The organism is Microlunatus sagamiharensis, assembly GCF_900105785.1.
Taxonomy (GTDB): Bacteria; Actinomycetota; Actinomycetes; order Propionibacteriales; family Propionibacteriaceae; genus Microlunatus; species Microlunatus sagamiharensis.
This window is the reverse complement of the sequence record NZ_LT629799.1, coordinates 2,486,128-2,497,637: the sequence shown is the minus strand read 5'-3', so window position 1 is coordinate 2,497,637 and position 11,510 is coordinate 2,486,128. Positions and strand designations below refer to the sequence as shown.

Annotated in this window: 11 protein-coding genes; all 11 read left to right on the top strand. The window is 73.7% G+C overall.

From position 1 onward, the window contains the following. From BLU42_RS11365 to BLU42_RS11315, 11 genes are read left to right on the top strand one after another with little or no spacing between them, the layout of a single operon-like run. A complete protein-coding gene (locus tag BLU42_RS11365) occupies positions 1–951 on the top strand; it encodes an ABC transporter permease (protein WP_157719941.1) in 951 nt (316 codons plus the stop codon). Continuing rightward, positions 948–1,835: an ABC transporter permease gene (locus BLU42_RS11360; protein ID WP_091074530.1), complete on the top strand. Its 888-nt coding sequence runs from the start codon at positions 948–950 to the stop codon at positions 1,833–1,835. The genes BLU42_RS11365 and BLU42_RS11360 overlap by 4 nt, the downstream gene beginning before the upstream one ends. Further along, positions 1,832–2,974, top strand: a complete 1,143-nt coding sequence (locus BLU42_RS11355) for an ABC transporter ATP-binding protein (RefSeq protein WP_091074529.1) — start codon at positions 1,832–1,834, stop codon at positions 2,972–2,974. Before BLU42_RS11360 ends, BLU42_RS11355 begins: the two co-directional genes overlap by 4 nt. Beyond that, positions 2,971–4,134, top strand: coding sequence for a Gfo/Idh/MocA family protein (locus tag BLU42_RS11350; RefSeq protein WP_091074528.1), 1,164 nt, complete (start codon positions 2,971–2,973; stop codon positions 4,132–4,134). The genes BLU42_RS11355 and BLU42_RS11350 overlap by 4 nt, the downstream gene beginning before the upstream one ends. Further along, positions 4,131–5,621: a TldD/PmbA family protein gene (locus tag BLU42_RS11345; protein ID WP_091074527.1), complete on the top strand. Its 1,491-nt coding sequence runs from the start codon at positions 4,131–4,133 to the stop codon at positions 5,619–5,621. Before BLU42_RS11350 ends, BLU42_RS11345 begins: the two co-directional genes overlap by 4 nt. Beyond that, entirely contained in the window at positions 5,618–7,081 is a 1,464-nt protein-coding gene (locus BLU42_RS11340) for a TldD/PmbA family protein (RefSeq protein ID WP_157719940.1), read from the top strand. The genes BLU42_RS11345 and BLU42_RS11340 overlap by 4 nt, the downstream gene beginning before the upstream one ends. Then, positions 7,078–7,968, top strand: a complete 891-nt coding sequence (locus BLU42_RS11335; protein ID WP_197680414.1) for a DUF4438 family protein — start codon at positions 7,078–7,080, stop codon at positions 7,966–7,968. The genes BLU42_RS11340 and BLU42_RS11335 overlap by 4 nt, the downstream gene beginning before the upstream one ends. After that, positions 7,965–8,840 (top strand): DUF4438 family protein, encoded by an 876-nt coding sequence (locus BLU42_RS11330; RefSeq protein ID WP_091074526.1) that lies wholly within the window; start codon positions 7,965–7,967, stop codon positions 8,838–8,840. Before BLU42_RS11335 ends, BLU42_RS11330 begins: the two co-directional genes overlap by 4 nt. Next, on the top strand, positions 8,840–9,568 hold the full coding sequence (locus BLU42_RS11325; protein ID WP_091074525.1) for a GntR family transcriptional regulator: 729 nt from the start codon (positions 8,840–8,842) through the stop codon (positions 9,566–9,568). Before BLU42_RS11330 ends, BLU42_RS11325 begins: the two co-directional genes overlap by 1 nt. Continuing rightward, positions 9,565–10,590, top strand: coding sequence for a Gfo/Idh/MocA family protein (locus tag BLU42_RS11320; RefSeq protein WP_091074524.1), 1,026 nt, complete (start codon positions 9,565–9,567; stop codon positions 10,588–10,590). The genes BLU42_RS11325 and BLU42_RS11320 overlap by 4 nt, the downstream gene beginning before the upstream one ends. Next, positions 10,587–11,414, top strand: coding sequence for an LLM class flavin-dependent oxidoreductase (locus tag BLU42_RS11315; RefSeq protein WP_091074523.1), 828 nt, complete (start codon positions 10,587–10,589; stop codon positions 11,412–11,414). The genes BLU42_RS11320 and BLU42_RS11315 overlap by 4 nt, the downstream gene beginning before the upstream one ends. Positions 11,415–11,510: the final 96 nt, after the last annotated feature.

Genomic DNA, 11,510 nt, shown 5'->3' with positions numbered 1-11,510 from the left:
GTGAGGAACCTCGGCCTGAGCTGGACCCGGCTGGCGAACCTGGTCCCGGTGCTGTTCGGCATCACGCTGGTGAGCTTCGTGCTCATCCGCCTGGTGCCGGGCGACCCGGCCACCCAGATCCTCGGCAACCGCTACACGCCCGAGGCGGCCGAGCAGATCAGGAACTCCCTGGGCCTGAACGACTCGATCCTCACCCAGTACGGGATCTTCCTCCGCTCGGCCCTCACCGGGTCGTTCGGGGAGTCGTACCAGTACCACCGCCCGGTCGGCGAGATCCTCGTCGACCGGGTGGGGCCCTCGCTGCTGCTGGTCGCCGTCACCGCCGTGCTCTGCACCCTCATCAGCCTCCCGCTCGGGGTGCTGGCGGCGGTCAAGCGCGGCGGGGCGGTCGACCAGGGCACGCGGGTGTTCTTCACCCTCGGCTACGCCCTGCCGGCCTTCCTCATCGGGATCGTGCTGATCCTGGTCTTCGGGCTCAAGCTGGGGTGGTTCCCGATCGGCGGCTACGGCACCGGGCTGGTCGGGCACCTCTACCACCTGGTGCTGCCGGCGGTGACGCTGGCGATCCCGTTCTCCACGGTGCTCGTGCGCTCGCTGCGGGCCAGCACGATCACGGTGCTCGAGTCCGACTTCGTCACGATCGCCCGCCTGAAGGGCATCTCCGGCTGGTCCGTCCTGGCCCGGCACGTGCTCCGCAACGCGATCGCTCCGGTCGCCGTCGTCTTCGGCGTCAACCTCGCCTTCCTCGTCGGCGGCACGGTCGTGATCGAGAACGTCTTCTCCATCCCCGGGATGGGCAGCCTGCTGGTCGGCGCGGTCTCGACCCGCGACTACCCGGTCGTGCAGGCCGTCTCCCTCGTGCTCGCGGTCTTCGTGCTGCTGGTCAACGTCCTCACCGACGTCGTCCACCGGCTCCTGGACCCCCGACTCTCCGTGGCGGTGACCCGATGACCACCCTCGTCGACCCGGCCCAGCTGGGCGGCGTCCGCCTGAGCCGGGCGCGCTGGCTGCGGCTGCCGCTGCCCAAGGCCCTGCGCGGGCGCTTCTCACTCGTCGCCGGAATGGTGCTGCTCGCCGCGATCGCCGTGATGTGCCTCGGCGCGCCGCTCTTCACCTCGGCCTCGCCGATCGACATCGACCCGCTCAACCCGCTCGCTCCGCCCGGGCCCGGGCACCCGCTGGGGACCGACGCGTTCGGCCGAGACCTGTGGGCCCGCGTGCTCTACGGCGGGCGCTACGACCTCGCCATCGCCTTCGGCGCGACGATCGTCACCCTCGTCGTCGGCACGGCGATCGGGATGCTCGCCGCGTACGTCGGCGGCTGGGTCGAGTCGGTGATCATGCGGGTCGTCGACCTGTTCTTCGCCTTCCCCTTCATCGTCCTGGTGATCGCGATCGTCGCCTCGCTCGGCCCGAGCCTGCGCAACATGTTCATCGCGCTCTGGGTCGCGAGCTGGGTCGGCTACGCCCGCATCGCGCACGGCCAGACCTTGGCGGCGCGCCGCTACGGCTACGTCGTCGCGGCCAACGTCCTCGGCTACTCCACGCCGCGGGTGCTGCTGCGCCACGTGCTGCCCTCGGTCGCGCCGCTGGTGATCGTCTTCGCGATGGTCGACGCGGTCGGCAACGTGCTGCTCGGCGCCTCGCTCGGCTTCCTCGGCATCGGCGTGCGCCAGCCGACGCCGGAGTGGGGCTCGATGATCTCCGAGGGGCAGGCCTACATCCTGTCCAACTGGCAGCTCTCGCTCGTGCCGGGCATCGCCCTGGTCGTGCTCGGGGTGGCCTTCAGCCTCCTCGGCGACGGGCTCGCCGACGTCCTGCGGGCCGAGCAGTGAGCGCCGCGACGCCCGGGCCCGCGCTGGCCCCCGACGAGCGCGTGGGCATGCCCGAGGCCGACGAGGTCGTGCCCGCGCCGGCCGACCCGCGTGAGCCGGGCGACGTCCTGCTCGAGGTCCGCGACCTGCGGGTCAGCATCCCGACGCCCGCCGGGCCGGTGCACGCCGCCGACGGGGTCACGCTGACCCTGCGCCAGGGCGAGGTCCTCGGGGTGGTGGGGGAGACGGGCTCGGGCAAGAGCGTCACCTGCCGCGCGTTGCTGGGCTTGCGCCCCACGCCCAAGACCGAGGTCACCGGCACCGTCGCCTACCCCAGCCTCGGGGTCGACGACATCACCGGCCTGCCGCCTCGGCGGCTGCGTCGGCTGTGGGGCCGGCATGTGGCGATGATCCCGCAGAACCCGATGACCTCCCTCGACCCGGTCAAGCGGATCGGCGACCAGGTCGCCGAGGCGCTCGGCGACACGGTGAAGGGCGCGGCGGCCCGCCGTGAGCGGGTCATCGAGCTGCTGCGCCAAGTCGGCCTCCCGGCCCCTGAGCGGCGACTCGACGCCTTCCCGCACCAGTTCAGCGGCGGGATGCTCCAGCGGACCCTCATCGCCATCGCCATCGCGCAGAACCCGGCGATGCTCGTCGCCGACGAGCCGACGACCGCGCTCGACGTGCTCATCCAGGACCAGATCCTCGGGCTGCTGCTCTCGCTCCAGCGCGACCTCGGCACCAGCCTGGTCCTGGTCAGCCACGACCTGTCGGTGGTGTCGCAGGTCTGCGACCGCGTCGCCGTCATGTATGCCGGGCAGGTCGTCGAGATCGCCGACACCGCGACGCTGCTGACCCAGCCACGCCACCCGTACACGCGGGCCCTCATCGGTGCGCTGCCCAGCGCCGTGGCCCGTGACGAGCCGCTGCGCGTCATCCCCGGCGCACCGCCGCCCCTCGTGGGCCTCGGCCCGACGTGCCGCTTCGCCGCCCGCTGCGAGCTGCACGAGGCGGCCTGCGACGAGTGGCGCACCGAGCTGCTCGCCGTGGGCGCCCCCACCCGACCCGACTCCCACCACAGCCGTTGCCGCCGCGCCGACGAGCTCGACGCCGCCGCAGCACCCCCGACCACCCCGAAGGACCAAGGAGAACAACGATGACTTCCTCCGACAAGCAGACGCTCAACATCGGCGTCGTCGGCACCGGCCGCTGGGCCACCCGCTCGCACATCCCCGGCTGGCAGCGCGACCCGCGCTGCCGCGTGGTCGGCCTCGCCGACGTCGACCGCGACCTGGTCAAGGCCGCCGGCGACCAGTTCAAGGTCGACCGCGTGACCGACGACTACCGCGAGCTCGTCGAGGACCCCGACATCGACGTGATCGACGTCGTCACCGGCGACGCCATGCACTTCGAGGTGACGATGGCCGCGCTCGAGGCGGGCAAGCACGTGCTCTGCGAGAAGCCGGTCAACCACGACTACCACGAGGTCGTCCGCGCGGCCGACCTCGCTGCGAGCAAGGGCCTGAAGACCAAGCTCGGCTTCACCTTCCGCTACGCGCCAGCGACGATGTACGCCGCCGAGCTGATCAAGCAGGGCTTCGTCGGGACGCCGTACATGATCAACGCCTACGAGCAGAACAGCCAGTGGCTCGACCCGATGAACCCGCTGCGCCAGCAGAACGACCCGAGCGACCCCGACCGCATCCAGGTGGCCTCGATCGAGGGCTACGGCGCCCCGGTGATCGACATCATGCACTGGTGGATGGGGGCGCCCCTGACCTCGGTCGTGGGCACCATGCGCAATTTCGTGCCGCGCCGGATGGTCCGCGACACCGGTCGCATGGAGCGCATGAACATCGACGACGGCGACATGTTCATCGCCGAGTTCGAGGGCGGCGGCCTGGCCTCGGTCCAGTCCTCCTTCGTCACCGTCGGCAACTTCCCCGGCATCGAGGTCCGCATCTACGGCTCCGAGGGCGCGATCATCGTCCGCCTCGTCGAGGAGAACGGGATCTGCCAGACGATCAAGACCGCGACCAAGGACGAGGTCGAGTTCGTCGAGCGCGAGATCCCGGAGCGCTTCTTCCCGAACGGCGGCAGCTCGCTCGAGGCGTGGCCGTTCCTCTTCTACTCCAACCTCGTCGCAGACTTCGCCACCGAGATCCTGTCCGGCGGGCCGGAGAACCAGGGCGACTTCCGTCAGGGCGCGCTCGTGCAGCACACGATCAACGCCTTCGAGGCCTCGCACCGCCAGCGCGCGTGGGTCGACTTCCCCCTGGCCGGGACGGAGTCGTCCCAGGCCCAGACGCCCGCCGCGTGAGCGCCCACACCTGGGGCTCCCTCGACGACGCCTCCGCCCGGGCGCTGATGGAGGAGGCGCTCGCGGCGGCGACCGGCGAGGGCGTGACCTTCGCCGACGTCCGCCTCGTCGAGGCCGAGGAGGAGCGGCTCTACACCGACCTCCGCGGCGAGCTCGACGAGCGGCGAGAGCACAACGCCGGCCTCGGCGTCCGCGTGCTGCGCAACGGCATCTGGGGCTTCGCCTCGGCGCCGGTCGACGGTGCGGGTTCGGCCGCGGCGGTGGCTCGCCGGGCAGTGGCCGTGGCGGGCGCGTCCACGGGCACCGCGCCCGTGAGGCTCGCCCCGCGCGAACCCACCAGCGGCACGTGGTCGGTGCCGGTCGACGTCGACCCCTTCGAGGTGCCGGCGGGCGAGCGGCACGACCTGCTGCAGCGGATCGTCACGGCGGCGTCCGCACCGGGGCTGGTGCGCTCGGTGACGGCCGGGCTCAACGCCAAGCGGCAGCACAAGCACTACGCCGACTCGGAGGGGTCGCGGCAATCGCAGCACCTCGTCGAGAGCGGCGCGATGCTGCTCGCGGTCGCGGCGGACGAGCGTGGTGCCCAGCGGCGCAGCTTCCCGAACTCGTTCCACGGCAACACCGCCGCGGCCGGGTGGGAGTACGTCCTGGGCCTCGGGCTCGAGGACGAGGCCACCCGGGTGGGGGAGGAGGCGGTGGCGCTGCTCGGCGCGCCGCAGGCCCCCGGCGGCACGGCCGACGTGGTCATCGGCCCGGCTCAGCTCGCGCTGCAGATCCACGAGTCCGTCGGGCACGCGCTCGAGCTCGACCGGATCCTCGGCGACGAGACCAACTACGCCGGCCGCTCGTGGGTGCAGCCCGAGGACATCGGGACGCTGCGCTACGGCTCCCCGGCGATGACCATCGCCGCGGACCCGACCATGCCCGGCACCCGGGGCAGCTTCGCCTTCGACGACGAGGGCACGCCCGCGTCACGGCACCTGCTCGTCGAGGACGGGATCCTGCGTGACGTGCTGTCGAGCCGGGACGCGGTCGCGCGCCACGGTGGCGGCGCAGGCTCGGGGAGCGACTGGCCGGGCGCGGCCCGCGCCGACGGCTGGGCCTGGCTCCCGGTCTGCTTCGCGACGAACGTCTACCTCGAGCCGGGCGAGGGTTCGCTCGACGAGCTCCTCGACCGGATGGGCGACGGCTACTACGCCGACGACAACCGCACCTGGTCGATCGACGACCGGCGGATGGCGTTCCAGTTCGGCACCGAGGCGGCCTGGGAAGTGAAGAACGGCAAGCGCGGCCGGCTGCTGCGCGGCTTCTCCTACGGCGGCCTCACCCCGCAGTTCTGGGGCTCGCTCGAGGCGGTCGCCGGGCCGGAGGAGTTCAAGGCGTACGGCATGCCCTGCGGCAAGGGCGAGCCCAAGCAGTGGGGGTTCCTGGGGCACGGCGCGTCGCCGTCGCTGTTCCGGGGCCTCTCGACGGGAGTGGCGCGATGACCGCAGTTTCTTCTCCGACGACCTTCGTGGACCTGGCCGAACCCGCCGTCGGCGCCGACCGCGCCGTCGCGGCGTGCGGCGAGGCGGTCCGGGCGGCCAAGGCGGCCGGGGCGGACGAGGCCGAGGCCTTCCTGTCCGGGCGGGCGGGCGGCTACACCCGCTTCGCCGTCGACCGCGTGCACCAGCCGCAGGACGTGCACGAGCGCCAGCTCATGGTCCGCGCGGTCGTCGACGGCCGCTCGGCCCGGGTGGCCACGACCGACCTGGCCGGTGCGGCCGACGCCGGTCGGCGGGCCACCGGGCGCGCCGCCGCACTGGCGAGGGCGGCCGGCCCGCTGCCCGTGCTGCCCGCTCCCGCGGCCGCCGGCCAGGTGCCCACGCTCGGGCCCGACGCCCTGTGGGACGAGGGGACGGCGGCCTGGGGCACGTCCGAGCGGGTCGACGCGGTCCGTGGGCTGATGAGCGCGTCCGCGCAGGCCGGGGGCGAGGCCTTCGGCATGCTCGGCCGCGCGGTCACCGAGCTCGCGGTCGTCGACCACGAGGGCGTCGAGCGCTACGCCGCCGCGACCGAGGCCTTCGGAACCTTCACCGTGCGGATCGACGACGGCACCTCGCACTGGGTCGACCTCGACCGGCGCCTGGACGTGCTCGACCTCGACGCGGTCGTCGCCCGCACCGTCGAGGAGGCCGGCCGCGCCCGCGGCCGGGTCGACCTGGCCGACGGCACGTACGACGTCGTCCTCGGCCCGCTCGCCACCGGCGAGCTGCTGGAGGGCTTCCACGCGTACGGGTTCACCGGCGACGCCGTGGCCGACGGCGTGGGTGCGGTCGCCCGACGTCGTGGCGAGCGGGTCGCCCCCGAGACGGTCGACATCGCCGACGACCCGCGGGCCGTCCGGGGGCTGCCGTTCCCGTTCGACCCCGAGGGCACCGACTCCGTGCGCGTCCCGCTGCTCGACCACGGGGTCGTCAGCGACGCGGTGACCGACCGCGCCAGTGCCGCGAAGGCCGGTCTGGCCCTGACCGGGCACGCGCACATCGCCCGCGAGGAGACGCCGCACCCGGCGCCCATGAGCCTGACCATGGCGCCCGGCACCGCGAGCGTCGAGGAGCTCGTCGGCGGCGTGGAGCGCGGCGTCTACGTCCAGCGCCTCTGGTACCTCCGGGTCGTCGACCCGGCCGCCACCACGCTGACCGGCGGCAGCCGCGACGCCTGCTTCCTCATCGAGGACGGGCGCCTGACCACGCCGGTGCGCCCGGCGCGGTTCACGGAGTCGGTGTTCGGCGTGCTGTCGCGCGTCGACGCCATCGGCTCCGACGTGCTCGCCCAGCCGCTGGCCAACGTCTGGAACGGCGCGGTCAGCGCGCCCGCCGTCCGGGTCCGGGGCTTCCGCTTCGGCTCGGCCAGCTCGTCCACGAGCCCCACCGCACCTCAGACCCCCGAGGAGGAGACCGCGTGAAGGTCGAGAGCAACGCCGACCGGCTGGTGACCCAGCTGCTGGCCGGCGAGGTGTGGCCGGCCACCGCCGATCGGCACGCCTACCGGGTCGACGCGGACGGCTCGCCGTTCCTGCTGCCCGGCATGGGCGGCGTGACGCTGGCCGGCCACCTCGGCGAGCCGGCGACGGGCTGGGCCAGCGACCACCTGGAGCCGGGCCTGTCGGTCCGGCACGCCGACCCGGCCGCGAACTACGCCCTGCAGTACCTCACCTGCGTCGGCAACGAGGTCACGCTCGTCTCCGGCGCCTCCGCGGGCGGGAGCGGCGTGGCCATCGGCCAGCACGCGTACGTGCTCGTCGACGCGGCCGACGCGGTGCTCGAGGGCGCGACCGTCGGCGACCAGGTCACCGTCCGCACCCGCGGCCAGGGCCTGGCGCTCACCGCGCACCCGCAGGTCCGCGTCAAGAACCTCGACCCGGGAGTACTCGCGGCCATGCCCGGCGGCACGACCGGTGACGGACGCCTCGAGGTGCACGTGGCCGTCGACGTGCCGGCGGACGCGGCCGGCGCCGGCGGCGGCATGTCGTCGGAGTTCGCGAACACCGACCTGATGGGCGCGTACGCCGGGCTCGACGAGTCGCTGTCGCTCGGCCTCGAGGGCCTGCGGATCGGCGACCTCGTCGTGCTGCGCGACACCGACCACAGCTGGGGCCGGGGCCACCGGCCGGGCTGGATCACCATCGGCACGATCTCCACCGGGCAGTGCGCGCTCTTCGGCCACGGTCCCGGCCCGACCTCGCTCTTCAGCGGGCCGGCCGAGGCCTTCCACGTCGTGCTCGACGCCGACGCGAACCTGCGTCACTACGTCGGCCCGGCCCGCTCGACCGAGAAGGAGGTGGCGGCATGAGGAGCGTCGCGATCAACCTCGCCGGCGTCGCGGAGGCGCCGGCGATGGGCACGACCCCTTACCGCATCGACCTCGACGGGCACCCGTACGTCCCGGTCGGCGACGGCGGCATCGTCCTCGGCGTCGCGCTCGGTGACCTGGTCACCCACGCGGTCGGCGACCACGTCGCACCCGGCGTCAGCATCGGCCACCCCGACCAGGCCGCACGCCACGCGCTCACCGCGTACGGCTGCGTGGGCAACCCGGTCGTCGTGCGCTCCGGCGCGGCGGCGGGGACCCAGGGGCGGGTGTTCGGCAAGCGGGGCGAGGACGGGCGGCTGCTCGTCTGGCTGCCCGACGAGGCGTTGGCGAAGCTCCGGCCCGGCGACGGGTTCAGCGTGCGGGCGCACGGGCAGGGCGCCCGGCTCGACGGCCTGCCCGCCGAGGTCGAGCTCCTGAACCTCGACCCCTCGCTCGCGCCGGCCCTCGGCATCCGCGTGGCCCCCGACGGGGGCGGCGTCGACGTCGGTGTCCGCGGCGTCGTCCCGAGCCGGCTCGCCGGCAACGGCATCGGCCGTCCGGCGCAGCAGTGGGACGTCGACCTGGCCTTCGCGCCCGGCGACCCGCTGCTCGCCGAGCTCCGCCTCGGCGACCTCCTCGCGGTCGCCGACCTCGACGTGCGGCACAACATGGGCTACCGCCGCGGGCACGTCACCGTCGGGCTCGTCGTGCACGGCGACAGCCCGATGCCCGGGCACGGTCCGGGCCTGGTGCCGCTGCTCTGCGGACCGGCCGCCCTGCTCCGTGCCGTCCCAGAACCTGGTACGCACGAGGGACTCAGGGTGAACGCCCTGGTGGGAGCCGCACCCAGCGCGGCCGGCAGGGCAGGATGATGGCCCAGACGCTGGTCCAGCCGACCGGCTCCGGGAGGCAGGGGGTGCGCGCCGTGCTCGAGCACGAGTCGCTGCCGGAGGCGGTGCGCAACGCGCTGCGCCGCCAGATCCTCAACAACGAGCTGCCCGCGGGCGCCCGGCTGGTCGAGGCCACGATCGCCAGCGACCTCGGCGTCAGCCGGGCGACCGTGCGCGAGGCGATGCGCGGCCTCTCCTCGGAAGGGCTCATCGAGATCTCGCCGCGCCGCCACAGCGTGGTCACGCGGATGAGCGAGGAGGACGCCGACGACGTCTGCTTCGCGCGCTACGTGCTCGAGGCCGGCATCGCCAAGTCGCTGACCCGCGAGGAGAAGGTCGGTCTCGACGAGGCGCTCGCCGCCGCGCTCGACCGGATGGACGAGGCGGCCGAGCAGGGCGACATGCAGGGCGTCGTCGAGGCGGACGTGCACTTCCACGGGCTGATCGTCAACGCCTCCGGCCGACGACGGGCCGCCGAGCTGTGGTCGACCGTCAACGGCCAGATCGGTGCGCTGATGCGCGCCTCGATCGACCGGCAGCACCTCGCGCTGACCGCGGCGCGCGCGCGTCACGAACCCGTCCGCGACGCGCTGCGGACCGGGACGTCCCGACAGATCGAGAAGGCCATCTACGCCCACTACGTCACCGACCGGGACACCGTCCCGGCGCACGTCATCGCCGCCGCGGCCGCTAATGGGGGCCGGGCGTGAGCGCGCGCGAGCCGGTCCGCTGGGGCATCCTCGGCACGGCCAACATCGCCCGCGCCCAGCTGCTGCCCGCCCTCGCCGAGTCCGGCGATGTCCCCGTCGCCGTCGGCGGGCGTGACCAGGCCCGTACGCAGGCGTGGGCCGCCGAGCACGGCGTCGCCCGGGCGGTCGACGGCTACCAGGCCGTGCTCGAGGACCCCGAGGTCGAGGCGGTCTACGTCCCGCTGCCCAACCCGCTGCACGCCGAGTGGGCCGCCGCCGCGCTGGAGGCGGGCAAGGCGGTGCTCTGCGAGAAGCCGCTCACGACCAACGCCGTCGCCACGCAGGCGCTGATCGATCTCGCGCAGACCAACGACGCGCTGCTGTGGGAGTCGTTCGTCTTCCCGTTCCAGGCGCAGCACCGCCGGGTCGTCGAGCTGATCGGCTCCGGCGCGATCGGCGAGCTACGCGAGGTCGTGGCGTCCTTCCACTTCCCGGTCACCCGGCCGGAGAACATCCGCCTCTCCGCGCCGATGTTCGGCGGCGCGCTGGCAGACGTCGGCTGCTACCCGATGCGGCTCGCACACGAGCTGTTCGGCTCGCCGGCGTCGTCCGCCGTCGTCACCGCGGTCATGGGCGACGAGGTCGAGGTCGAGGCCGCCGGCGTCCTCACGTACGCCGACGACCGCCGCCTGCTGCTGACCTGCGGGTTCCGTCGGCAGCCCGAGACGACCGCGCTCCTGCTCGGCAGCGAAGGCGTGATCCGCGTCGACAACCCCTGGCACCCGACGCCGGGGGCCCAGATCGAGGTCCGCTCGTCGGCCTCCTCCGAGCCGGTCGTCGAGAGCCCCACCGTCGACGCGCACTCGTTCACCGCGGCGCTGCGGCACATCGCCGCCGTGCTGCGCGAGGACGCCGCGCCCGTCCACCTCGCGTCGTCGTCCGCCCTGCCGGTCGCCCAGGCCCTCGGTCTCGCGCGCGAGGCGGCCGGTCTGCCCCTGGACTCGTCCGCGGCCGGTACGTCGACCGTCGGGGGTGCTCGATGACGAAGCGCGGACTGTTCCTCCCGGCCTTCGACCCGCTGGCCGACCCGCGGGTGTTCGCCGACGTGGCGATGCAGGCCGAGGAGGCGGGCTGGGACGGGATCTTCGTCTGGGACCACCTGCTCTACGCCGACCCGGTCACCGAGATCGCCGACCCCTGGATCTGCCTTGCCGCCGCCGCGATGGTCACCGAGCGCATCGAGCTCGGGATCATGGTCACGCCGCTGTCCCGCCGCCGCCCGCACGTGGTGGCGAAGCAGGCTGCGACCCTCGACCGGCTCTCCGACGGCCGCCTGATCCTCGGCTTCGGCCTGGGCGACGACGGCGGCGGCCGTGACGGCGGCGGGGGAGAGCTGTCCGCGTTCGGCGAGACGGTCGACCCCAAGACCCGCGCGACGATGCTCGACGAGGGCCTCGAGGTCCTGACCGGGCTGCTGTCGGGGGAGCGCGTCGACCACGACGGCCCCCATCACAAGGCCGCCGGCGTCACCTTCCTCCCGCCGGCCACGCGCCCGGGCGGAATCCCTATCTGGATCGGCGGACGCTGGCCCAACAAGCCCCCGCAGCGCCGGGCGGCGAGGTTCGACGGGTACTTCGTCATCGGCCTCCAGGGGCCGGAGGACGTCGCCGAGGCGCGTACGGCGATCGACGCGGCCCGTTCGGCGGCTGGGCGCGAGAGCGAGCCGATCGAGCTCGTGGTCCAGGTGACCGCAGACACCGACGCGAAGCCCTGGGCCGACGCCGGCGCGAGCTGGGTGCTGACGCAGGTCGGTCCGTACCGAATGGAACTCAACTCAGTGCACGTAGCCCTATCCGCGCAGCTCTGAGTAGCCCAGTCCGGCGACACTGGTGGGAGCGATTCGCCCTGCATGCGGAGGGTTGTGGTTCGAGAAGCCGCAGATCGGTGTAGCACTACAGGCCAC